Origin of the sequence: Serratia sp. BNK-12 (assembly GCF_047456085.1) — a bacterium.
Taxonomy (GTDB): Bacteria; Pseudomonadota; Gammaproteobacteria; order Enterobacterales; family Enterobacteriaceae; genus Serratia; species Serratia liquefaciens.
In genome coordinates this window covers 5,275,175-5,298,351 of the sequence record NZ_CP179896.1, presented here as the reverse complement: position 1 = coordinate 5,298,351, position 23,177 = coordinate 5,275,175, and the positions used below count along the sequence as shown (strand labels likewise).

At 53.6% G+C, this 23,177-nt stretch carries 24 protein-coding genes and 2 pseudogenes; 10 read left to right on the top strand and 16 right to left on the bottom strand.

What is annotated here, in order from left to right:
* Positions 1-184 precede the first annotated feature (184 nt).
* Positions 185-1,369, bottom strand: a complete 1,185-nt coding sequence (gene emrD, locus ACMGG1_RS24710) for a multidrug efflux MFS transporter EmrD (RefSeq protein ID WP_128865472.1) — start codon at positions 1,367-1,369, stop codon at positions 185-187.
* A 296-nt stretch (positions 1,370-1,665) separates the two neighbouring features.
* Between emrD and ACMGG1_RS24705 the strand changes: the two genes are divergently transcribed.
* Positions 1,666-2,289, top strand: coding sequence for a helix-turn-helix transcriptional regulator (locus ACMGG1_RS24705; RefSeq protein ID WP_122080454.1), 624 nt, complete (start codon positions 1,666-1,668; stop codon positions 2,287-2,289).
* A 3-nt stretch (positions 2,290-2,292) separates the two neighbouring features.
* Entirely contained in the window at positions 2,293-3,039 is a 747-nt protein-coding gene (fpr, locus tag ACMGG1_RS24700; protein ID WP_020837557.1) for a ferredoxin--NADP(+) reductase, read from the top strand.
* 16 nt (positions 3,040-3,055) lie between these two features.
* On the opposite strand, the gene ACMGG1_RS24695 is transcribed toward fpr, so the two are convergent.
* A complete protein-coding gene (locus ACMGG1_RS24695) occupies positions 3,056-3,481 on the bottom strand; it encodes a DUF805 domain-containing protein (RefSeq protein ID WP_041415101.1) in 426 nt (141 codons plus the stop codon).
* Between the two features lie 199 nt (positions 3,482-3,680).
* Here ACMGG1_RS24695 and ACMGG1_RS24690 point away from each other — a divergent pair, with 199 nt between their 5' ends.
* Positions 3,681-4,271, top strand: a complete 591-nt coding sequence (locus tag ACMGG1_RS24690; protein ID WP_020837562.1) for a DUF1454 family protein — start codon at positions 3,681-3,683, stop codon at positions 4,269-4,271.
* A 127-nt stretch (positions 4,272-4,398) separates the two neighbouring features.
* On the top strand, positions 4,399-5,166 hold the full coding sequence (tpiA, locus tag ACMGG1_RS24685; RefSeq protein WP_041415104.1) for a triose-phosphate isomerase: 768 nt from the start codon (positions 4,399-4,401) through the stop codon (positions 5,164-5,166).
* 68 nt (positions 5,167-5,234) lie between these two features.
* Here tpiA and ACMGG1_RS24680 read toward each other — a convergent pair whose 3' ends face one another.
* The 8 genes and pseudogenes from ACMGG1_RS24680 to ACMGG1_RS24645 form a co-directional block, all read right to left on the bottom strand.
* Positions 5,235-6,224 (bottom strand): sulfate ABC transporter substrate-binding protein, encoded by a 990-nt coding sequence (locus ACMGG1_RS24680; RefSeq protein WP_046375108.1) that lies wholly within the window; start codon positions 6,222-6,224, stop codon positions 5,235-5,237.
* Positions 6,225-6,416: 192 nt separating this feature from the next.
* Positions 6,417-7,379, bottom strand: coding sequence for a 6-phosphofructokinase (pfkA, locus tag ACMGG1_RS24675; RefSeq protein ID WP_020837567.1), 963 nt, complete (start codon positions 7,377-7,379; stop codon positions 6,417-6,419).
* Between the two features lie 232 nt (positions 7,380-7,611).
* Positions 7,612-8,514: a CDF family cation-efflux transporter FieF gene (gene fieF, locus ACMGG1_RS24670; RefSeq protein WP_128865470.1), complete on the bottom strand. Its 903-nt coding sequence runs from the start codon at positions 8,512-8,514 to the stop codon at positions 7,612-7,614.
* 372 nt (positions 8,515-8,886) lie between these two features.
* Positions 8,887-9,105, bottom strand: a complete 219-nt coding sequence (locus tag ACMGG1_RS24665) for a DNA-binding transcriptional regulator (protein ID WP_414161084.1) — start codon at positions 9,103-9,105, stop codon at positions 8,887-8,889.
* 78 nt (positions 9,106-9,183) lie between these two features.
* Positions 9,184-10,191 (bottom strand): annotated as a pseudogene (locus tag ACMGG1_RS24660) (phage late control D family protein).
* Between the two features lie 131 nt (positions 10,192-10,322).
* On the bottom strand, positions 10,323-11,966 hold the full coding sequence (locus tag ACMGG1_RS24655) for an HIRAN domain-containing protein (RefSeq protein WP_414161083.1): 1,644 nt from the start codon (positions 11,964-11,966) through the stop codon (positions 10,323-10,325).
* A gap of 9 nt (positions 11,967-11,975) precedes the next feature.
* Positions 11,976-12,527 carry a 3'-5' exonuclease gene (locus ACMGG1_RS24650; RefSeq protein ID WP_414161082.1) on the bottom strand — a complete coding sequence of 184 codons (552 nt, stop codon included), beginning with the start codon at positions 12,525-12,527 and terminating at the stop codon, positions 11,976-11,978.
* Between the two features lie 178 nt (positions 12,528-12,705).
* A pseudogene (locus tag ACMGG1_RS24645) lies at positions 12,706-14,367 on the bottom strand (replication endonuclease); the annotation flags it as partial.
* Between ACMGG1_RS24645 and ACMGG1_RS24640 the strand changes: the two are divergent.
* The gene (locus tag ACMGG1_RS24640) at positions 14,355-14,627 is read left to right on the top strand and encodes a hypothetical protein (protein WP_414161467.1); all 273 of its coding nucleotides are present in this window, start codon (positions 14,355-14,357) and stop codon (positions 14,625-14,627) included. The pseudogene ACMGG1_RS24645 and the gene ACMGG1_RS24640 sit on opposite strands and share 13 nt — an antisense overlap.
* A gap of 192 nt (positions 14,628-14,819) precedes the next feature.
* On the opposite strand, the gene cpxP is transcribed toward ACMGG1_RS24640, so the two are convergent.
* A complete protein-coding gene (gene cpxP / locus ACMGG1_RS24635; protein ID WP_041415106.1) occupies positions 14,820-15,314 on the bottom strand; it encodes a cell-envelope stress modulator CpxP in 495 nt (164 codons plus the stop codon).
* Positions 15,315-15,462: 148 nt separating this feature from the next.
* On the opposite strand from cpxP, the gene cpxR reads away from it, so the two are divergent.
* The 5 genes from cpxR (at position 15,463) to ACMGG1_RS24610 (ending at position 19,685) form a co-directional block, all read left to right on the top strand.
* The gene (cpxR, locus tag ACMGG1_RS24630) at positions 15,463-16,161 is read left to right on the top strand and encodes an envelope stress response regulator transcription factor CpxR (protein ID WP_004953234.1); all 699 of its coding nucleotides are present in this window, start codon (positions 15,463-15,465) and stop codon (positions 16,159-16,161) included.
* Positions 16,158-17,531 carry an envelope stress sensor histidine kinase CpxA gene (gene cpxA / locus ACMGG1_RS24625; RefSeq protein WP_020837572.1) on the top strand — a complete coding sequence of 458 codons (1,374 nt, stop codon included), beginning with the start codon at positions 16,158-16,160 and terminating at the stop codon, positions 17,529-17,531. The genes cpxR and cpxA overlap by 4 nt, the downstream gene beginning before the upstream one ends.
* Before the next feature lie 63 nt (positions 17,532-17,594).
* Complete coding sequence (gene trmL / locus ACMGG1_RS24620) at positions 17,595-18,068, top strand: tRNA (uridine(34)/cytosine(34)/5-carboxymethylaminomethyluridine(34)-2'-O)-methyltransferase TrmL (protein WP_020837573.1); 474 nt, start codon at positions 17,595-17,597, stop codon at positions 18,066-18,068.
* Between the two features lie 62 nt (positions 18,069-18,130).
* Positions 18,131-18,880 carry a CHAD domain-containing protein gene (locus ACMGG1_RS24615; protein WP_130016868.1) on the top strand — a complete coding sequence of 250 codons (750 nt, stop codon included), beginning with the start codon at positions 18,131-18,133 and terminating at the stop codon, positions 18,878-18,880.
* A 133-nt stretch (positions 18,881-19,013) separates the two neighbouring features.
* Positions 19,014-19,685: a DUF3313 domain-containing protein gene (locus ACMGG1_RS24610; protein ID WP_020837576.1), complete on the top strand. Its 672-nt coding sequence runs from the start codon at positions 19,014-19,016 to the stop codon at positions 19,683-19,685.
* A gap of 63 nt (positions 19,686-19,748) precedes the next feature.
* Here the strand turns inward: ACMGG1_RS24610 and cysE are convergent, their stop codons facing one another.
* From cysE to ACMGG1_RS24585, 5 genes are all read right to left on the bottom strand, one after another.
* Entirely contained in the window at positions 19,749-20,570 is an 822-nt protein-coding gene (gene cysE / locus ACMGG1_RS24605; protein WP_046374883.1) for a serine O-acetyltransferase, read from the bottom strand.
* A 106-nt stretch (positions 20,571-20,676) separates the two neighbouring features.
* The gene (gene gpsA, locus ACMGG1_RS24600) at positions 20,677-21,696 is read right to left on the bottom strand and encodes an NAD(P)H-dependent glycerol-3-phosphate dehydrogenase (RefSeq protein ID WP_020837578.1); all 1,020 of its coding nucleotides are present in this window, start codon (positions 21,694-21,696) and stop codon (positions 20,677-20,679) included.
* Positions 21,696-22,166, bottom strand: coding sequence for a protein-export chaperone SecB (gene secB, locus ACMGG1_RS24595; protein ID WP_020837579.1), 471 nt, complete (start codon positions 22,164-22,166; stop codon positions 21,696-21,698). The genes gpsA and secB overlap by 1 nt, the downstream gene beginning before the upstream one ends.
* A 59-nt stretch (positions 22,167-22,225) precedes the next feature.
* Complete coding sequence (gene grxC / locus ACMGG1_RS24590) at positions 22,226-22,474, bottom strand: glutaredoxin 3 (protein WP_012147490.1); 249 nt, start codon at positions 22,472-22,474, stop codon at positions 22,226-22,228.
* A gap of 28 nt (positions 22,475-22,502) precedes the next feature.
* The gene (locus ACMGG1_RS24585) at positions 22,503-22,937 is read right to left on the bottom strand and encodes a rhodanese-like domain-containing protein (protein ID WP_020837580.1); all 435 of its coding nucleotides are present in this window, start codon (positions 22,935-22,937) and stop codon (positions 22,503-22,505) included.
* Positions 22,938-23,177 lie beyond the last annotated feature (240 nt).

Genomic DNA, 23,177 nt, shown 5'->3' with positions numbered 1-23,177 from the left:
GAGAGCGTGCCGATGGGGTCGTAGCGGCTTGCCCGCCGACCCATTTGCCGGGAGCAAATGGGAACGACTTACAGTCGGCCCGTAGGGTGGGACACAGGGATGTGTCCCATAATGGCCCCTCGGTGCGCTAGGCCCGAGTATCTCGGGTCCACAGACCACTTTGTCATCAAACTCCCTACACGCTTTATGCGGTATGGCCCTGATGCTGCATTCGATTCGACAGCGGCCACCAGCACAGCAATATCAGCAGCGCCATGGCAAACATCAGCAGACCGAGGCTGAACTGCCCGGTTTGCGGCAGCATGGCAGAAAGCCAGGTCGCCAGGCCAGACCCCATATTCTGCATACCACCGACCAATGCCCCCGCCGCGCCGGCCAGATAGGGGAACGGCTCCATCGCACCGGTGGTGGCCAACGGGAACATCATCCCCGCGCCGAAGAAGAACAGCGCAGCCGGCACAATCAGCGTCCAGATGTTCATCACCCCAAACCAGCCCGGGATCCACATCATCAGACCCGCCAACAGGCAGCTGATAACCGAATGCCACACCAGAGTATGGAAGGTTTTACCGTCGCGACCAGCATACCAGGCGCCAAAGAACGCCGCCGGGATCGGCAGAATAAACAGCAGACTGACGGTCAGGCCACTCAGACCCAGCACGCCACCCATCAACACGCCACAGCTGGCTTCAAATACGGCGATCCCCGCCAGCGCACCAATCAGCATGACCAGATAACAACTGAACGTGCCGTCAGCCAGCAGCTTGCGGAAACTTGCCAGCATACGCCGCTTTTCGGTTTGCTGCGGCCGGGTTTCCGGCAGCCAGCGGAACATGGAGAAGGCTACACCGGCGCACAATACCAACAGGAAGGCATAACAGGCGCGCCAACCAAAGACCATCGCCAAAGCCCCGCCGATGATCGGCGCCAGCAGCGGACTCACCAGGATGCCCATGTTAAGCAGGCTATTGGCATACCGCAGCGAAGTGCCGGCATACAGGTCACGCGGCATGGTACGCGCCATCACCCCCGCCACGCCGGTGCCCATACCCTGAATGGCGCTGGCAGCAACCAGCATCGTCAGGCTGTTGGACAACAGCGCGCCCAGGGCCCCCATCAGGAAGATCATCATCCCGGCCAGGATCACCGGACGGCGGCCTATGCGGTCCGACAACGGGCCGTAAATCAGCTGCGAGAACCCGTAGGTCATCAGATACGCCGCCATCACGCGCTGCACTGCGCCGGAGCGCACCGACAGATCCTTGGCGATATCAGCAATAACAGGAACATAAATGGTTTGTGCCATCTGACCGACGGCCACCAACAGGATAAGCATCACCAGCAGGTGAAAGTTTTCTATTTTTCTCATTATCTTCGTTAACGTTTTAACTCGTCACAGCGTCCCGGTATGGCCCCACTTTCAGCCAGAACGGCGAGCAGCCCTCTATGGCGGCATAAGCTAACAAATCTGATTTTTTTAGCGAGTTTCAGACAGATATTGATCTGCGTCACAGTGGCAGCAAAGGCAACCAGCCTCGTAAATTAAACTGTACGTCTACCGCTTAAGGGTTAAAAAGGGTAAATTTTCAGTAGTTTAGCTTTAGCATTTAATCGATAATTATTTTCATCATCTTGAAATAAAATAACACCATAGGGATTTGGATTATGAAGACACCAGAGCTGATTTTATTGCAGTTAAAAACCCTGGGGCCACACTCCGCCAAAATGCTGGCCGAGCATCTGGATATCACCCCCATGGGCATTCGTCAGCATCTGCAATCCCTGGAAAAACGTGAGCTGGTTTGTTATGAGGAAGCGCGCACCAAAGTGGGCCGCCCGACGCGCTACTGGTCGCTGACCCATGAGGGACACAGCCGGTTTGCCGATGGTCACGATACTTTGGCGACGACGTTGTTGGATTCCGCCCATCAGCTGTTTGGCACTGAAGCGGTTGAACAGTTACTCAGTGCGCGCGAAGAAAAACTTTATCAGCGCTATGCCGAAGAGCTGTCGGAAGAGACTTGTCATCAGGCGAAACTCGCCCGGTTAGTGCGTCTGCGGCAACACGATGGCTACATGGCCGAACTGCTTGAGCATCCGCAAGGCGTGCTGCTGGTGGAAAACCACTGCCCCATCGGCGTAGCGGCCACCGCCTGCAGTAGTCTGTGCAACTCGGAGCTGCAGCTGTTTCACCGCCTGTTTGGCCATGGCTATCGTATAGAGCGTACTGCGCATGCTATTTCCGGCTCACGACATTGCGCTTATTTGATTCGACCATTGGAGCTTTAGAGTATGGCTGATTGGGTTAATGGCAAGGTTACGCAAGTCAAACAATGGACCGACGGGCTGTTCAGCATTATCGTCGACGCCCCCATAGATCCCTTTATTGCCGGGCAGTTTGCCAAGCTGGCGCTGGAAGTTGACGGCGAACGCGTGCAGCGCGCCTATTCTTACGTCAACGCCCCCAGCGATCCGAATCTGGAGTTTTACCTGGTAACCGTGCCGGAAGGCAAACTGAGCCCACGGCTCAATCAGCTACGGCCGGGTTCGGACGTGATGGTGACCAAAGAGGCCGCCGGATTTTTCGTGCTGGACGAGGTGCCGGAATGCGACACCCTGTGGATGTTGGCCACCGGTACCGCCATCGGCCCTTACCTGTCGATTCTGCAGGAAGGCAAAGGCCTGGAGCGCTTCAAAAACCTGGTGCTGGTGCATGCCGCACGCTTTGCGCGCGATCTCAGCTACCTGCCGCTGATGCAGCAGTTGCAACAGCGTTACAATGGCAAACTGCGCATTCAAACCATCGTCAGCCGTGAAGAAGTCCCCGGCTCGCTGACGGGACGCGTACCCGCGCTGATTGAGGATGGCCGGCTGGAAGCGGCGGTAGGCTTGACCCTCGATGCCGAAACTGACCACGTCATGCTGTGCGGTAACCCGCAAATGGTGCGCGATACCCAGCAAACGCTGAAAGATCAGCGCCAGATGCGCAAGCACCTGCGCCGCAAACCGGGCCATATCACCAGCGAACACTATTGGTAATTGATAGCCTCTGGTTTTAATCCGCGCCGAACTTGACGGGTTTGGCCGGCGGACCAAAACGATTATCCTCGGGCGTGCCGACAAACGCGCCCAAATCGATCATCATCATCACAATGATCAACGTCGGGATAAAACGCCCCACGCCCCACTGCCAAACCGGCGCCAGCATTTGCCAGTTACCCGCCGCCAGCAGCCAAGCCACAATCAGTAACAACGCCCACCAACCGGCTTTATTGCGGTCATGCAAACGCTTCACCAGCACCGCCGCCGTTGGCCACAGCAGCCCAACGATAAAAAAGGCGATGGTTTGGATATCCACCAGCTTATTGCTGGCGAGTGAAAAAGCCACCGCCATCAGCACTACCCACAGCACCATCCAAATCCAGAAATCACGCCGCCCAATTCGGCCCTTAAACGAAAAACACCACTGTTGTATTGTCATTGAATCCTGCGTTGTTTGCCTGCCCATATTCTGCCGTGCAGTGTAACATAGGCGCTGCCGGGCGAAGATTTCTGCCCTGCATTACGCGGAGTAACGCACAGCTTTCTTGTCAGCGAGCGATAATGGCGCGGGATCTTTGACACCCCCCTCTGTTCTCGCTTTAATCGGAGCCATCTTTGTCATTGATGCCGTGTATACCATGCTGAGAAAAACCATCGCCATTGCCTGCCTGTTGCTGGGCATCGGCAGCGCCTGGGCCGATCCGCCGGATGCCCCCGCCAACGCTTCGCCTACCGCGCCCTACCTGCTGGCCGGAGCGCCAACGTTTGATCTGACGGTGGTGAAGTTCCGCGAAAAATATAACCGCGATAACCCGACGCTACCGATCGGCGAATTCCGCGCTATTGCCACCACCGAAGACGATACGCCGCTGTTGACGCGCGCTGCCAGCAAGCTAAATGAAAATCTCTATGCCTCAACCGCGCTGGAAAAAGGCACCGGAAAAATCAAAACGCTGCAAATTACCCACCTGCCGCTACAGCAGAGCAACGAAGAAAAAGCCGCTCGCACCATTGCCGTCAGCTATATGGCCGCGTTGATGCGCCAGTTTGAACCGACGCTGACGGTGGAAAAAAGCCTGAGTAAAGTGGCCAACCTGCTGGAAAAAGGCAAAGGCCAGCGCTTTTACCAACAGCAGGTCGGTGCGATCCGCTATGTAGTGGCAGACAACGGCGATAAAGGAGTAACTTTCGCTGTTGAACCGGTTAAGCTGACGTTATCCGAGCCGTAACGGCAGGCTATTTAATGACAAAAAGCAAAGCCTTCGCGCTTAATCATCTCTATACTGTTGGGCAGGTAAACTGCCGGTCCGGCAGTGGTTATTTCGACTCTCGCGTTCCCTTGTTGGAGGAAAAAACATGCGTCATCCATTAGTTATGGGTAACTGGAAGCTTAACGGCAGCACTCACATGGTTAACGAACTGATCGCCGCTCTGCGCAATGAGCTGAGCAGCGTTGACGGTTGTGGCGTCGCTATCGCACCGCCTGTGATGTACCTGGACCAGGCGAAACACGCACTGGCCGGCAGCCGCATTGCTCTGGGCGCTCAAAACGTAGACGTGAACCTGTCCGGCGCATTCACCGGTGAAGTTTCCGCCGACATGCTGAAAGATATCGGTGCGCAATACATCATCATCGGCCACTCCGAGCGTCGTACTTACCACAAAGAAACCGATGCAGCGATCGCCGAGAAATTTGCCGTGCTGAAAAAAGCCGGCCTGATCCCAGTGCTGTGCATCGGTGAAACCGACGCAGAAAACGAAGCGGGTAAAACCGAAGAAGTTTGTGCACGCCAGATCGACGCCGTGCTGAAAACTCAGGGCGCAGAAGCCTTCAAAGGCGCCGTTATCGCTTATGAGCCAATCTGGGCTATCGGTACCGGTAAATCCGCCACCCCTGCGCAGGCTCAGGCAGTACACAAATTTATCCGCGATCACATCGCCAAACAGGACGCTGCAGTAGCTGCAGAAGTGATCATCCAGTACGGCGGTTCTGTGAACGATAAAAATGCCGCCGAGCTGTTCACCCAGCCGGACATCGACGGCGCGCTGGTTGGCGGCGCCTCACTGAAAGCCGATGCTTTCGCTGTGATCGTCAAAGCCGCTGCCGCTGCTAAAAAAGCCTGATTTCTTTCTCTGGCTGCTAAATAAAAAACCCCGGCAAGCCGGGGTTTTTTATTATTGTCATCAAGGCATCAGCGTTTGCTGATTTCGTCGAACACACCGCCGGTGGCGAAGTGTACCTTCTGTGCCTGAGTCCAGCCGCCGAAGGTATCATCCACCGTGAACAGCTTCAGTTTCGGGAATTGCTCGGCAAACTTGGCCGCCACAGCCGCGTCACGCGGACGGTAGTAGTTTTTCGCCGCGATGGTTTGTCCTTCCGGCGTATACAGATATTTCAGGTAAGCCGTCGCCACATCACGGGTACCGCGCTTATCAACCACTTTATCCACCACCGAGACGGTCGGCTCCGCCAAAATCGATTCACTTGGAGTGATAATTTCAAACTTGTCTTTACCCAGCTCTTTCTCCGCCAGCAAAGCTTCGTTTTCCCAGGCGATCAGCACATCGCCAATACCACGCTCAACGAAGGTATTGGTTGAACCGCGTGCGCCGGAATCCAGCACTTCGACGTTCTTATACAGGTTTTTAACGAACTCCTGCGCTTTGGCCTGATCGTTATTGTTCTGGTGTAGTGCGTAACCCCAGGCCGCCAGATAGTTCCAGCGTGCACCCCCGGAAGTTTTCGGGTTCGGGGTGATCACCGAGACGCCCGGCTTAATCAGATCTGGCCAGTCGTGAATTTGTTTTGGGTTGCCTTTACGCACCAGAAATACAATGGTCGAGGTATAAGGTGCCGAGTTGTCCGGCAGGCGTTTGATCCAATCTTTATCGATGCGTCCGCGTTCGGCAATGGCATCCACGTCATAGGCTAGCGCCAGCGTGACCACATCGGCTTCAATGCCGTTAATCACCGAGGTCGCCTGCTTGCCGGAGCCGCCATGTGACTGACGTACCGTCACTTTATCGCCGGTCTGCTGCTGCCAATATTTACCGAATGCGGTGTTATATTCCTGATAGAACTCGCGTGTCGGGTCGTACGAAACGTTCAGCAGTTGGATATCTTTCGCCATGGCGCCGGACGCCAACAGCATTATTGTCAGACCTACACCCCATTTACGCATACGCATCGACTCGCTCTCCCAGGAAAATTAATCACAACCTCAATCGGTTGATTTAGCATCAGAGCCTGCCAGAAACTCTCCCGCCAATTAAAGAATAAAAAATGTTGGGCTAGACGATTATGGAATATAACTACCACGGGCATAAAAAAAGCCTCCGCGTGCGGAGGCTTCTCGAGCTGAATTAATGCAGGATCAGTACAGCTTTTTCGCTGTATCCAGCCAGTCGCCCTTGAACGGACGCTTCATGTTTTCGATCGCATCGATGATGTCGTGGTGCACCATCTTCTCGTTCTGGATACCGACGCAACGACCGCCGTAGCCCTGCAGTAGCAACTCAATCGCGTAAGCGCCCATGCGGGAAGCCAGAATACGGTCATAAGCTACCGGCGAGCCGCCGCGCTGTATGTGGCCCAGCACGGTCGCGCGGGTTTCACGCTTGGTTTCTTGTTCGATATGGCGAGCCAACTCATCGATATCGCAGATGTGTTCGGTGATCGCCACAATCGCGTGTTTTTTGCCTTTGGCAATACCGGCCTTGATTTCGCAGACCAGGTCTTCGCGGTTGAACTCGGTTTCAGGCAATACGATAAATTCACAACCACCGGCAATCGCCGCCGCCAGGGTCAGATCGCCACAGTAGCGCCCCATCACTTCAACGATGGAAATACGCTGATGAGAAGATGAGGTATCGCGCAGACGGTCAATAGCTTCCACGACGGTTTCTAGCGCGGTGAAGAAGCCGATGGTGTAGTCGGTACCGGCCACATCGTTATCGATGGTGCCTGGCAGGCCGATACAAGGGAAACCTTCTTCCGTCAGGCGTTTGGCGCCCATATAGGAACCGTCGCCGCCGATCACCACCAGCGCGTCAATACCGCGGTTTTTCAGATTCTCAATTGCCTTGGCGCGTACGCTGTCGTCTCTGAACTCAGGGAAGCGGGCTGAACCGAGGAAAGTGCCGCCGCGATTGATCATATCGGACACGCTATAGCGGTCCAATTGTTCCATGCGATCTTCGTACAAGCCAAGGTAGCCATCGTAAATACCAAAAACTTCCAGACCTTCCGAAAGTGCAGCACGCACAACGCCGCGGATTGCAGCGTTCATACCCGGCGAATCACCGCCACTCGTCAGTACACCGATTTTCTTGATCATGACTACCTCTGAACTGTAGATGCAATTTCTTAAGAATTCTGTATTCGCCGATTGTCTTGAAACCTCTCCGGCTGCAGAAAACCAGCTTTACGGCTTTATTGCTGGATATTATAGCAAAAACACCCAGCTGAATTGATTCAAGTCACGCAATATTGCGGTAAAAAAGCGTCATGGCACGCGGAGCTAATGCCATTATTTATCCGCTGTGCGAGTTCCCGTTGTCCTGCATTAATTATAGCTCCCAACGCCCCTGCCGGCCCGTGGGCACTACAGAACAAGGATCCTGATGGATAAGAACATCAGCCCCCGGGAAACGGTGCAACAGCGCCTGTTCCACCTGTTCAGCCAGAATATGCGCCTGCATCAGCGGTAACGCATCGTCCATCTCCAGATGCAGCTGAATAAAACGCGTCGGACCGGACTGGCGAGTGCGTAGATCGTGCGCGCCTTTGACCCCAGGCCATGAGGAGATCACGTCGATAATCGCCTGGCGCTCGTCGTCCGGCAATGCCCGATCCAGCAGCGATTGCACAGCTTCATTGCCCATTCGCAGCGCGCTATAAAGAATGTAGATGCCTATTCCCAGTGCAAACAGCGCATCTGCCCGGTGAAAACCGTACCAGCTTAGCGCAAGCGCTATAAGAATAGCACCATTCATCATGACATCTGACTGATAATGCAGCATATCTGCTCGGACGGCCTGACTGCGAGTTTTTCTTACCACCCAACGCTGATAGGTGACCAACAGCAGGGTGCTGACCAACGCCACTATCGTCACGGCAATACCGATGCCAGGGTCACGCAAGGTTTCCGGTGAGTACAGATGCTGAAAACCAGTGAGAAACAAAAATAGCGCCGAGCCAGAAATGAACATGCTTTGTGCCAGCGCCGCCAACGATTCGGCCTTGCCGTGCCCGAAAGTGTGCTCCTCATCGGCCGGCTGCAGCGAGTAACGTACCACCAGCAGGTTGGTCAGCGACGCGGCAATATCCACCAGCGAATCCACCAGCGCGGCCAACAGGCTCACCGAACCGGTGCGGTACCAGGCGACAATTTTGATCAGTAACAGCGTTGAGGCCAAAACGGTGGCCGCTAACGCGGCGGATTTAACCAAACGCGCATATTGCGGTTCCATAACCCATCCCGGTTAAACGTTCAGAGGGCCAGTATAACGGAATGATGAGCAAAAAAGCCCTTCAGATAACCGCCGCCAACGCAGTGCATATCGCGAAGGGATGTCGCCATATCGATGCAAACAATCCGTACGACCGGCGCTAAACGTCGTCATGGTCCATACTCTGTGGTTTAACCTTGCAGAGTTGCCTGGCGGGCTATCAAGCTGTAATTGATGGATAAAAAAAACCCCGCCATCATGGCGGGGGAAGACAGGGATGGTGCCCTAATATCGCACTTAACCGACTGAGATAAATGGATTTATCTCTACCAACGTCCACACGTTGACCACATCGAAAAAAATCCCCGGATTTCCGGGGATTCTTCGTTTTGGCTACATCAACATGCTTTGCTGGCCGTAATGTGTCGGGTGAGGCAACACCGGCACCACATGGCCGGGTTTCATAATTGTGCGTTCAACGGTTTCCATGGTGACAAATGTATGGCTGCAATTGATATTCTGGCACTGGTGGTAACGCTCCTTTGTATTCTCGCTGAGATAACGGCTTGAACGGGCATGTGCAGCAGTTCCGCAGATATTGCAATGAAACATAATTTATCACCTCGACACGTCAACATTGATAAGTGATTTTAGTCTTTTTTACTTTAATATCAATTAATTATTAATCATTCAATCCTGTTTATTTTCCTCTTCGTACTCCACATCGGAAAGCTTAACCTCTAGCTCTAGCGACGTCGTGTATCCGTTATCGCTGAGTGAGTGAGTCACCTTAGTGATTGTCCAAGCCTGCTCGTCTATGACACGCTTAAACCCTTTTACTGCAACCGGCGTTTCTGGAAATAAATCGGCGCGCCCCATAGCAAGGCTGATAGAAAACTCGGCAACACCGCGTTGCAACTTATCCCATTTCGCCAGTGCGGCACGCATCGCTTGCGCCTTGCTGGCGTAAACCGTGGTGATGGCAAACACATTATCGGCCTCGCCGGTCATGTATTCCCCCTCTCACTCCTCTTTCGGCTTGGCTGCAGCTTTCTTGGCGGCAACCGGTTTAGCCTTCGGATGTTGCAACGCGCGCAGGTGCTGCGGCTTCGGTTTGCGCTTAAGCTTCACCTGCTGTTTCTGCGGCTTCGGGTCTTTGGTGTGCAGCCATTTCGCCCTAACGCCGGTATAGGCTGCCCGGTCTGCAATGGCAAACTGATGCCGGTCACCGTCACCCCGCTCAATGGTCATCTGCGGGATAGGCTTGCCGCTGGCGGTCACACCATTCCCGGCCCGGATAAATAACAACCTCCCGGCTTTAATCGACACCTCCGCACCATTGCGGATGGCGAGACGTGTCAGGAATTTGGCGTCAGATTCCTGCGACTGGTCGATATGAGGGATTTTAATCTCGGCCAATCCCTTCGCGACGCTGGCCGTCAGTTTGTTTCTCGCGGCAATCTTGCTAATCACCGCGCTGAGCGTAGTGTCGTGATAGGACTCCTCCCGGCGGGCATTGAGCGAACCTCGAAAATCAGCGGAGCGGGCGCGAATGGTCAGCGTGTCCGGCGTGCCCCGGTGCTCAATCTCGTCAACGGTAAAGCGCCCTTTGTTGAACAGTGGCGCATTTTGCCAGCCAAGGTGGAGCGTCTGACCCTGACCCAAAATCCGTCGCCATGTTTGAGCGCTGTGCGGCACGGCGTTTAGCAAAAGCCGCCCCTGTACTAACGTTATGGGTGATTCGCTGCAAACCTCTTGGCTTGCAAAATCATGCAAACGAATGCAAAAAAAAACCGCCTTAAAAAAGGCGGTTTATGTTGCACCATTGGCTAAGCTCTACATTCAACCAAAAGGTACACTAATGGGCGTTCTGCCGTGCCATTCTTCTTAGCAACAAAAGCAGAAACTTTATGTCTTGTGATTTTTCGCTTCAGCTCTTTACATAACACTTTGTTTATATAACCGAGTCTCCCGCTCTCATGTACGACTGCTATAGCATGAGGGTCAAACTGATTATCTACTTCGGGAACAAGCTCAACCAAATCACCGACCAATACTTTCGATAAATCAAGTCCTTCCTGATAACGAGTTCCTGCCACTTCAAAAAGAAGCTCTCCTTCACCATTAAAAATTTCTGGGTCCGGCACCAAACAAAAACCATCACCGGGTGATTTTGCGCCTGTATATCCCAACAGCGCAAAATCAGAGCCTTCGAAAGGATATGGGAGCAAATGTTGAGCCAGATATTCAGCAAAATCTTTTCTTTTCCGTGGAGGCAAACGGCGAACAAACGGATCAAGTACGTTGTTCGTATGTTCTTCACTTTTCAGGCTAAATGCCGGATGTCCTGCGAACCCTTTCTCTTGGGCTCTAGCATAATCATCTGAGTGAAAATGGTATGTGAAGACGTAAGCATCCCCTTGCTGACGATCAATCTGACCGACAACATAACGAGTGCCGCCTGTGGTTGGCTGCCATGTCAGAAGCAACCGTGTAGGCTCCATTATTCTGCTTATAGTACGCATATTTAGAATCAGTGATAACCTTAGGTATCTACGCCTCAATAAACGAATCGTCCAATCCGCTCGTTCCCGAGTGAACGGCACATCGGACCTAATCTCGCAAAGTGAATCTATCTTGTCGACCAGTTCCTGAAAATTGAATGCAAGTTTCTGGACTAAGTGCGCTTTTGACTGCTCATCAAGAACCAAGTCTTGTATGGAAGAAATATGGCCTAATCGTTCGCGCGTTTCTTTACGATTTTTCCGTAAATGATGGCAGCCACGCTGTATGTAATCATCTAGCTTTTGATGGGTCCATCCTCTGACTCTCTCAACATACCTTTCATGCCCTAGGCTAGTCCCATTATCGAAATATGGTGCGAGATGCCCTTTAACTTTAGGGGGAGTTACGCCCGGTGCGGATTCAGGTATAAAGACAAACCCCCAGTTCTCCTGATGTCGATCACTATTGCCGATGAGCGCATCAAAAAGCAGCATGTCATAAAGCCATAGTACCCAATCTGTAGAAATCACGCTGCGGATACTAAAAGATCTACAAATTAAGCGTAGATCAACAAGGTTATGGTGTCTTCCAGAAGCGTCATCAAAGTCGGTTATGAGCACATGAAAAAAATCAGAAGCATGGACAAATAGCTGGCTGTTTTGATCGTAAAACCACTCGAGCAAAGCCCCGTATTCGTATTCACCGTTTTCCATAACTCTTCGCGCAGGTAACGCTTTAGGAACGGGTACCCCCATAGCATTCCCGACAATATAGGCAACAGTTTCCATCCAATATTGGTCGGGATAAGCTTCTCTTGAGAGTTTGAAAAGGTAAGGCCATTCAGGCTTTATCCCTTCAAGCGCATCCTTGGGTGACCACAGCATTTTTTTATCCCTCGCCCCTCTAGGAAAAATGCCATGCTCATCATCCTTACGCCAGCTTGTTACATCTATTAATTTGATATCCATATCTTTCGATTACCCGACTAATGCACGGAAAGCAGCGCTAACATAAGCTACTTGGAACTTCGCATCTCGAAGTGCATGATGGGCATCAGTTGCGTTAATGGAAAAACTTGCCCTAACATCAATATTCTTGAGACATTTAGCCAGTTCAACGATGGTCCGGACGTCTCTATCATTCCGAAAACGCCATGGGAGCTTTTGCGCATGTTTACGGTAAACCGCTGCTAATATAGCGTTATCAAAGCTTGCCCCATTCCCCCAAACCTGTACCTCATCGTTCCCACGACTTTGTACAAATAGAGAAAATTCCTGCAAAGCCTCATATAAATCAACAGCAGACGGGTCATTAAAAACAGCTCTTGCAGAATCACTTTGCGCCATCCACCACTGCAAAGTTCTTGGTTCTACAAGACAATTTTCCATTGCAGATGATAAAGTTATAACTCTATAAAACTCATCCCCGCATTCACCAGTTAGAGGCTCAAAGAACACAGCACCGATTGAAATCAAAGGAGCTTCCGTTGACACTCCTAAAGTTTCTATGTCGAGCATTAAGTTGTTCATTTACCCTCCTCCCCAAATGCAGCACAGGGAAACGTAAGTTATTGAAATAACGAATCAAGTATTTACCATATTCTATACTAAAATATCCGAATTCCAAAACTCCAGCTTTTGCAACCCCTTACGGTTCACCTGCCATTAATTACTGTATACATAAACAGTACTATACCTGAAAGATAAATCAAGTGAAATCATCAAAGCCCGGCCAGTCACCAGAGGACGGATAAGCGAACTTTTTCTTGCCATAAATGACCGCCGCGCCACGCACCAGCGCCCGCAACTCCCACCGCTCCGGCGTGATACCGTGCTGCGCCAGCTCTAACCGTATTTGCGGAATTCTTGCCCGTTCCGCCGGGGTTAGGCGCGCCGATGGCGCATCGTTCTGGGATTTTTTCCGATTCCGGGCGATTTCTTGGTGATTATCCTTCGGTGACTGACCCCTTATCGCGTCTCTTAGCGTCTTGGCGACGTCGGTGTCATTCCAGCTAACATCCCCGCTCTCAATCAAATTAATCACCGCCGTGACATACTCAGGCGTTGCTACCCGCATATCTGGATCAGGTTCTCGCTGAACCTCCCCACAGTTATTGACAGGACTCCGAGGCGCGCCAGAGGCGCTTTTTAAAGTCAAAGGATCAACGTCAAGGTCAACGGCCTTGCGGACAATACGCCATTCTGTTGTCCGGGTTTCGTGGATATGACCCGCGCCAAGGTGCGGTGCAAAAATGCCGACAACCTTTTGCACTTCTTCGTCATAAGCGTTCAGCTCATCAGCCACCTTGCGCGCAACTCGAACGGTCTGCACGTCGCGCGGAACATTTGCGCCCCCCTGTCCAGCCATATAGGCGGCAAAATTTCCAGCGCTGGCAGCCGCGCGTACAGCCTCGACACGCTCGTCAAAAGATTCAGCAAGGCTGATGTGGCGGAGGCAGGCGGCCCGGCATTCACGATAAGCGCCCATGGTAGGGATTCCGATAGCCTTAAACTGAGGGATGCGCCATGTTGACGCCCATGAGGTCACCGCCGCAGCCATATCGCGTAACGGTTTGCCGGTGTCGTGGTCAATCTGGCCGTCGAGCGCATAACCATCGATATTTTTAGCGATGTATTTAGCAATATACCCCGCCGCGCCGCCCTTATTCATGTGCTTGGCTTCAAATCGGTTCTTTGCTGCACCGCTCTCATCGCCGTCCTCTTTCAATGCATAGCGACGCATGATGTCAATGACGTCCTGACGTTGTTTACGCTCGCAGAACAGCATCATATGCCAGTGCGGCGTACCATCATGGTGAGGTTCAACGACACGCATACCGTAAACGCTCAGGCCGTTGTCTTTAAACGCGGTACGCATTTTGCTCCAGATGCGCACCAGATAACGCTGGCCGTCTTTCGGTGAAAAAGCCTCTGCATCCCAATTGTGGTTAAACTGGATTTTTTCAGCCCCTTCTTTGCCAACAACGCGCGTCGGGTGATATTTAGACGGGGTGGTGATAGTGATAAACATGCCGACATGCCTCTCGCTGGCAGCATACTTTTCTATCCCTGCGATGGTGCTCATCAGCTCCATGCGGCGGATTTCCGGGTTAGAAATGCTCGCCATGACCTTATCAATCAGGTCGAAACGTTCACCGGTGGCAACATTCTCCAGATCGCACCCTTTCAGATAATCCATATTGGCTAGCCGCCGGGCCTGCACATCCCTAATCGCCTGCTTGCTCGCGTATGGGTATTTCTTTAGGTTTACTTCACCGGCGGCAATCAGTAGCGCCTCACGCCAGCGTGTGCGCTGCGCTTTCAACTGGCGTTCCCACCACTCCGCGTTAGCCAGCCGTGACAAACTGGCAACACCGTCACCGTACCTTATCAACGCGGCTTATGTGTTTTGGTGCTGGCACAACTGAATATCTAAATATTCTGGTGCCGGTTGCCGCAGCTGGTATTGGGGCAGTCGCAGCCATTATCGGCGCTTACCTCAAGCGCGATAAAAAACTACGTTTAGTCTTCGAAGATGGGAAAGTAAAAGAATTGGACTCATCCAACTATAAGCCTGATGAGCTTGTTGAAGCTATCAACAAGATTAAGGAAATAGATATTAGCCGTTGATAAACGATGGGCGCGACTGCTGTCCACATCGCGTCCACACCCAAGCAATTTAGAGCACACCCTAGCCCCTTTGTGCACCTGAGTAAGTTGTTGTTTTAGAAAAACTTGCACATAAGTGACTGATAAAAAAAACCCCGCCATCATGGCGGGGGAAGACAGGGATGGTGTCTATGGCAAGGAAAAAACAGGGGACTACTCAGTCGTACTTAACTTCTGGGCAGAAGTTTGCTGCAAACCAGAAATCTGTTGCTCCATCTGCTGCATGCGCTGCTGATGTTTCTGGTCTAAAACGCTTTTTTGCTGTGGCGTCAGCAGGTTATACATTTGGTTGCGTACCCGGGCCATTTCGACCTGACGCTTAACCTGCTGCTGGGCCATCTGTTCCGCCTGGGCATACACGGCGGCTTCATCAAATTTGTCTGCGGTCACCAGCTTATGCATGGCTTCCATTTCAGCTACATTGACACCTGGCAGATCGTGGCGCGCCTGGCGCATTAAATCGCGCATTTGCTGGCGCTGTTGCTCAGTCAGGCTGACACCGTCAAACATGTGGTGTTGGCCAGGTGTTCTGGTGGTCGCATCGTTTCCGGGAGTCGGTGCAGTTTCCGATGTAGTGTCGGCAGCGAACGCAGCGGTAGAACCTATTGCCAGCATTGATGCCATAACTAATGCGGTCACCTTACGCATTTCAACTCCTCGTGCTTTCTCACTTTGCGAATCAACGAGGAGCAGTGTACTGCTGCACCTGCAAACATGCGTCAGTGCATGTAAAACTACGTAAAGTCATGGAATGCCAACAGTTGATGACGTATTTTGCGTCAGGAGGTAAAACATAATGAATAAAATTCTGTTAGTTGACGACGACCGCGAGCTGACCTCGCTGTTAAAAGAACTGCTTGAAATGGAAGGCTTTACCATCGTGGTTGCTTACGATGGCGAACAGGCGTTGTCGCTACTGGACAGCTCCATCGATCTGCTGCTGCTCGATATCATGATGCCGAAGAAAAACGGTATCGATACGTTGAAAGAGCTGCGTCAGCATCACCAGACGCCGGTCATCATGCTGACCGCCCGCGGCAGTGAACTTGACCGCGTTTTGGGCCTGGAACTGGGCGCCGATGACTACCTGCCAAAACCCTTTAACGATCGCGAACTGGTGGCACGTATCCGCGCAATTCTGCGCCGTTCCAACTGGAGCGAACAACAGCAGAATGTCGATACCGGCGCACCAACGCTGGACGTAGACGGCCTGCAGCTCAACCCGGGTCGCCAGGAAGCCAGCTTCGACGGCCAAACGCTGGATCTCACCGGCACCGAATTTACCCTGCTGTACCTGCTGGCGCAGCACCTTGGTCAAGTGGTGTCACGCGAACTGCTGAGCCAGGAAGTACTGGGTAAACGACTGACGCCTTTTGATCGCGCTATCGATATGCACATCTCCAACCTGCGACGTAAGTTGCCGAACCGCAAAGACGGTCATCCGTGGTTCAAAACGCTGCGTGGTCGGGGTTACTTAATGGTATCTGCAACATGATCAACAGTTTGACGGCACGCATCTTCGCCATTTTCTGGTTCACATTGGCTCTGGTGCTGATGTTGGTGTTGATGGTGCCCAAGTTAGACTCCCGCCAAATGACCTCGCTGCTGGACAGCGAACAGCGGCAGGGGCTGATGCTGGAACAACACGTCGAGGCCGAGTTGCAAAACGATCCGGCCAACGATCTGATGTGGTGGCGGCGCTTATTCCGCGCCATTGAAAAATGGGCACCGCCAGGGCAGCGCCTGCTGCTGGTCACCAGCGAAGGCCGGGTGATTGGCAACATGCAGCGCAACGAAATGCAGTTGGTGCGCAATTTTATCGGCCAATCCGATAACGCCGATCATCCGAAGAAGAAGAAATATGGCCGTGTCGAACTGGTCGGCCCTTTCTCGGTGCGGGATGGTGAAGACAACTACCAGCTGTACCTGATCCGCCCTGCCAACAGCCCACAATCCGATTTTATCAACCTGATGTTCGACCGGCCGCTGCTGCTGCTGATCGTCACTATGCTGATCAGCGCCCCCTTGCTGCTATGGCTGGCCTGGAGCCTGGCAAAACCGGCGCGCAAGCTGAAGAATGCGGCGGACGATGTCGCACGTGGCAACCTGAAACAGCATCCTGAGCTGGAGGCCGGGCCACAAGAGTTCCTGGCGACCGGCGCCAGTTTTAACCAAATGGTCAGCGCGTTGGAACGCATGATGACCGCTCAGCAACGGCTGATCTCCGATATTTCGCATGAGTTGCGCACGCCGCTAACCCGTTTGCAGCTGGCCACGGCATTAATGCGCCGTCGCCACGGCGAAGGGCACGAGCTGGCACGTATCGAAACCGAAGCACAGCGCCTGGACTCGATGATTAACGATTTACTGGTGTTGTCGCGTGGGCAACAGAAAAGTGAGTTGGTGCGTGAGCGCTTGCTGGCCAACGAACTGTGGGCCGACGTGCTGGACGACGCCAGCTTCGAAGCAGAACAAATGGGCAAACAGCTGGAGATCACCTCCCCTCCCGGCCCGTGGACCCTGTACGGTAACGCCGGTGCGCTGGATAGCGCGTTGGAAAATATCGTGCGTAATGCCCTGCGTTATTCGAACACCCATATTGCCGTGGCGTTCAGCGCAGACAACCAAGGCATCACCATTGTGGTCGACGACGACGGTCCCGGCGTCAGCGCGGAAGATCGCGAGCAAATATTCCGACCGTTCTATCGAACCGATGAAGCACGCGATCGCGCATCCGGCGGGACAGGTCTGGGCCTGGCCATCGTAGAGGCGGCAGTTAACCAGCACCGTGGCTGGGTGAAAGCGGAAGACAGTCCGCTCGGCGGCCTGCGTCTGGTGCTGTGGTTACCGCTCCACCAACGCTGATAGCCTAAGACAGGCCGGTAAGATTTTGCTATTCTGCGCCCCTCGTCATGAGGGGCTTTTTACATGCTGAACATCGTTTTATTCGAACCTGAAATTCCACCCAATACCGGCAATATCATCCGTCTGTGCGCCAATACCGGTTTTCAACTGCATCTGATAGAGCCAATGGGCTTCCCGTGGGATGATAAACGCCTGCGCCGCGCCGGGCTGGACTACCATGAATTCGCCAGTATCCGACGTCATGCCGACTACGCCGCCTTTATCGCCAGCGAAAATCCGCAGCGTCTGTTTGCCCTGACCACCAAAGGCACCCCGGCACACAGCGCAGTCAGCTACCAGGCCGGCGACTACCTGTTGTTCGGTCCGGAAACTCGCGGTCTGCCCGCCGAGATCCTTGACGCCTTGCCGGCACAGCAGAAAATCCGCATCCCCATGCAGGCACAAAGCCGCAGCATGAACCTGTCCAATGCTGTCGCGGTAGTCGTGTACGAAGCCTGGCGGCAGTTGGACTACGCGGGCGCGCTGATTAAGTCTTAATCAATGACAACCGTTCCTGCGGAGACGATAATACTGAAAGGTTGCCTCTCCGGGGACATCGCATGGCTTTGGCTAAGAGCATTATTGCGCAGATACGCAGGCTCGAGCGCGCGCTGAATCAGGCGCTGCTGCGTTTGCAGGACACCTCAGACGTTGAGGCCTTGCACGACGTACGCATCAACCTGCAGCGTATCAGAAGCCTGCTGCGACCATTACGCGGTATCCCCGGCGTAACTGGCCTCAGCAGCGCTGCTGCCGACTTGGGAAAAATCACTACGCCGATACGCGATCTGGAAGTGCTGATCGCAGAACTGGAACTGCATCAGTTGGCATGGCAGGCCAATACGCGCAAAACCGAGCTGCACCGCCGCAAACTCGCGCTGATGTCACAGCCGTTGCTGACCCATTTTCCCACTCTGCTACATATCTGGCCAAAAACCTTCCGCCGAACTCAACCCCGACACATCAAACGTCGTGTTGCCCTCCGCCTGCGCCTCCAGGTAAAACAGCTACGCCTGGCATTGGCCGACATACATTACGATCGGCACCAACTGCGCCTGCTGGTTAAGCGTCTGCGTTATGTTGCCGAAGCCTATTCTCAACTCTCCCTCATCACGCCTGAAACCGTCGCCAGCCTGAAAACGGCACAAAGCGCACTCGGAGATTGGCACGATCGTTTTGTCTGGTGCCTGCAGGCCGAAAACCAGCAAGATCTCTGGCCGCTGTTGCCGCAGTGGCAAATGGCGCTGGAGACGACGCGGGAGCAAGCAGAAAAGGCACTGCTTTCACTTTCGCGAACGCTGAGTGCCTAAAACCAGCGGCGTATCACGATACTGTCAAAAGAATGCAGAAACAGGGCACGGCGAGCGCCGAAAACATTCACTGCCCCGGAGGATAATAAGCTATGTTTTGTAAGGGTAATCGACATTCATCATAGGAAATCGTATGAAAAAACAACGTTTGGGCGTTGCCATGGCGGTTTTGGCAGCGGGCCTGTTACTGGCGGGCTGTTCGTCCAAAGTAACCAAAACGGATCAGTACTCGGGATTCCTGTCTGACTACAGCAAACTGCAGGAAACCACATCACCAAGCGGCCACAAAACGCTGCGCTGGATCGACCCAAGCTACAAAGAGTCCAACTACCGCGGCCTGTATTTTGAGCCAGTAGTCTATTTCCCTGCTGAAAAACCGACGACGCGCGTTAGCCAAGATACGCTGAATAAAATAAAGGCTTACGCTTCTCAGCGGATTAAAACCGCGCTTCAAGATCGCTTTACCGTACTCAATAGTCCGGCCGGATCACGCGTGCTGGTGGCTAAACTCGCCATCACCGCAGTGTCTGCAGAAAACGAAGATATGAAATTCTATGAGGTGGTACCGGTCGCGGCTGTGGTTGCCAGCACCATGGCGGCCAGCGGTCACAGAACCCAAAACACCACGCTGTATATCGAAGGTGAATTGATCGATCAGGACACCGGCAAAACGGTGCTGGAAGTCGCTCGTAAAGCCTATGGTAAAACCGTCAGCAACGACAGCTCACCGGTAACAGCGGAAGACGTCAAAGCAGCGATCGACGACATGGTTAAAGACATCACCAACTTCCCTAAACAGGGTTAACCCTGCGAAGAAACAAATCAGGGGAGCCAAAGCTCCCCCGATTTTATTCGTCAACTCACCGGATTAAATCCCGTCACCGTATTCAAAGCCGTGATTGGTACCGTTGAAGTACTGGTCCATATCCATCGACGGCGTATCGCTTTCTGGCCGGCCGACGAGGCGTGCAGGCACGCCCGCGGCGGTCGTATGCGCAGGCACAGACTGCAGCACCACCGAGCCAGCACCGATTTTAGCGCCTTTACCCACTTCGATATTGCCGAGAATTTTAGCCCCGGCGCCAATCATTACGCCCTCACGGATCTTCGGATGGCGATCGCCGCTGGTCTTTCCGGTACCACCAAGGGTAACCGACTGCAGAATAGACACGTTATTTTCTACTACGGCAGTTTCACCGATCACGATACCAGTAGCGTGGTCAAGCATAATGCCGCAGCCAATCGTGGCCGCCGGGTGGATGTCCACGCCGAAAGCGACCGAAATCTGATTCTGCAGATATATCGCCAATGCCTGCCGCCCCTGCAGCCACAGCCAGTGGCCGATACGGTAGGCCTGCAGCGCATGAAAACCTTTCAGGTACAGCAGCGGCGTTGAATATTTATCTACCGCCGGGTCTCGCAGGCGCACGGCCAGGATGTCACGGGCGGCCGAAGCGATCATTTGCTGGTCGGCTAAGTAGGCGTCTTCCACCACTTCACGCACCGCAATGGCCGGCATAATGGGATTTGCCAGCTTGTTTGCCAGAATATAGCTGAGCGCACCGCCCAGGTTATCGTGCTTGAGCAACGTCGCATGATAAAAGCTAGCCAGCATCGGTTCACACTCAGCCAGCTCTCTCGCCTCTGATTTAATGCTATTCCAGACCTGCTCTAACTCTTCTGACGACATCAGGTTCCTCTCCGCCTTGCAAAACAGGCTACCTCATCGCATAGCAATCAGGCAGCCCAATTCAGTTGCCGGGGTCAGCATGCCGCCCCGCATTCTATTTTATAGGTCAAGCGTTGTGTTTTTCGTCTTTTCTGGTCCGCCCCAACAGGCTTAGCGCGGCCTCGCGGGCATCTTTATGGCAGTACAGCACCTGGTAAATCTGTTCGGTAATCGGCATTTCAACGCCGTGCCGCTGCGCCAACGCCAATACCTCTTTGGTATTGCGATAGCCTTCGACCACCTGACCTATACTGTCCTGCGCTTCCTGCACGCCTTTTCCCTGCCCCAGCATAATACCGAAGCGGCGGTTGCGCGATTGGTTATCGGTGCAGGTTAACACCAGATCGCCCAGCCCTGCCATGCCCATGAAGGTCGAAGGATCGGCACCCAGAGCAGAGCCAAGGCGTGTCATTTCCGTCAAGCCGCGGGTAATCAATGCGGTACGGGCATTGGCACCAAACCCGATACCGTCTGACATCCCAGCGCCAATGGCAATCACGTTTTTCACCGCCCCGCCCAACTGCACGCCGATAAAATCGGGGTTGCTGTAGACGCGGAAACTTTTGCCGCAGTGCAGCAACTGCTGCAAGTCATCGGCGAACTGCGCATCGGTAGAGGCCAACGCAATGGCGGTAGGCAGCCCGGCAGCCAGCTCTTTGGCGAACGTCGGTCCGGAGACCACCGCCAGCGGAATGGCTTCGCCCAGTGCTTCGCGCGCCACGTCCTGCAACAGCCGACCGGTTTCTGCCTCCAGCCCTTTGGTCGCCCAAACGATACGGGCATCCGGCCGCAAATGCGGTTTCAACTGGCGTAGCACATCACCGAATACATGGCTTGGCACAACCACCAGCACGTCGCGGCTAGCCGCCAGCGCACGGGCCAAATCGGCTTCAAGCAACAGCGTATCGGGGAAGGTGACGTCGGGAAGAAAGGCCTGATTGCAGCGATCGTGCTGCATTTTTTGAATCTGCTCGGGGTTATGGCCCCAGAGCACCACGGAGTGGCCGTTACGCGCCAGCGTAATAGCTAATGCGGTGCCGTACGAGCCGGCACCGATCACTGTCATTGAAGCATTGACGCTGTTCATCAGGCATCCTGATGTGGTGCGGCACCTTCGCCTTCCGCCTGCTGCTGCAGATAGTTCATGAACAGCGCGTCAAAGTTAACCGGTGCCAGGTTCAGCTGCGGGAATGTACCGCGAGAAACCAGGCTGGTGATGCATTCACGCGCATACGGGAACAGAATGTTCGGGCAGTATGCGCCCAGGCAATGCGCCAGCTGCGTGCCGTCGATGCCCGCTACGGAGAAGATGCCCGCCTGCTGCACTTCACACAGGAACGCAGTTTCTTCGCCCAGAGACGCCGTCACGGTTACGCGCAGTACAACCTCATACACTTCGTCAGCCAACTGGCTGGAAGCGGTATCTAGATCCAGTTTAACTTCTGGCTGCCATTCCTGCTGGAAAACCTGCGGCGCTTTTGGCGCTTCGAAGGAGATATCCTTGGTGTAAATGCGCTGAATCTGGAAAGCCATCTCTGTGCTGTTTTGTTCTGACATGTGTGTAATACCCTTGGTTAAACGTCCTTATTGACACTCAGTAACCGGTAGCGGCCCGCTTAAAGCAGCGGATCCAGACCACCACGAGCATCGAGTTCATATAAATCATCGCAGCCGCCGATATGTTGGCCATCGATGAAAATCTGAGGCACGGTGGTGCGCCCACTGCGCGCAATCATCGCTTCGCGTTTTTCATTATCGCCATCGATGGCGATTTCGTTAAACGCGGCGCCCTTGCTGTTCAGCAGCGCTTTAGCGCGATGGCAGAACGGGCAGGTCGCTTTGGTGTAGATATCAATGTTAGCCATGGATTACCACCTCAACTACGTTAAACAATTACTTACCGCGCACTAACGGCAGGTTTTCCCCGCTCCAGCCGGCAATCCCGTCCTTCAGCGTAGTGACGTTTTCAAAGCCCGCCTTGTGCAGGTTTTCTGCCGGCTCACGTGAAGTCGTGCCGTTGGCACACACCACGATGATTGGCTGAGCCTTGTGTTTTTCCAGCTCGCCCAGGCTGCCGCTTTTGATTTCGCTGGCGGTCAGGTTAATGGCGTTGGCCAGGTGGCCTCTGCGGAAATCATCACGGCTGCGGGTATCCACCACAACGGCATCTTCTTTATTAATCAGTCGGGTGGCTTCACCACGGGTGATCTCTTTCACCTTGGAGAAACTGCTCTTGAAGGTCATGACGATCACCGCAACCAGCAGGGCGATCCAGGCCAGGCTCAGTATGGGATGCTTGCTAACGAATTGCATAATTTCTTGCAGCATGGGGTGTAACAACTCCCGTCAGTTTAAGGAAAAAATAACTCAAGGTTCCAGAGTATACCTGCCGAGTGCAGCAAATACAGCCAATAAGCAAGTGCTAGTGCAGAAACTGCGGGCTACGCTGAGAAATTCTCTGCGCCACAGCCTAAAAGCCACCCTTGTTGACCGCAACTTTGATCTCTCTGGGCTCTTTTTAACCGTCGGCGTTGTAAAATCGGCCGGTTTTTAGGGTGAATAGCCATC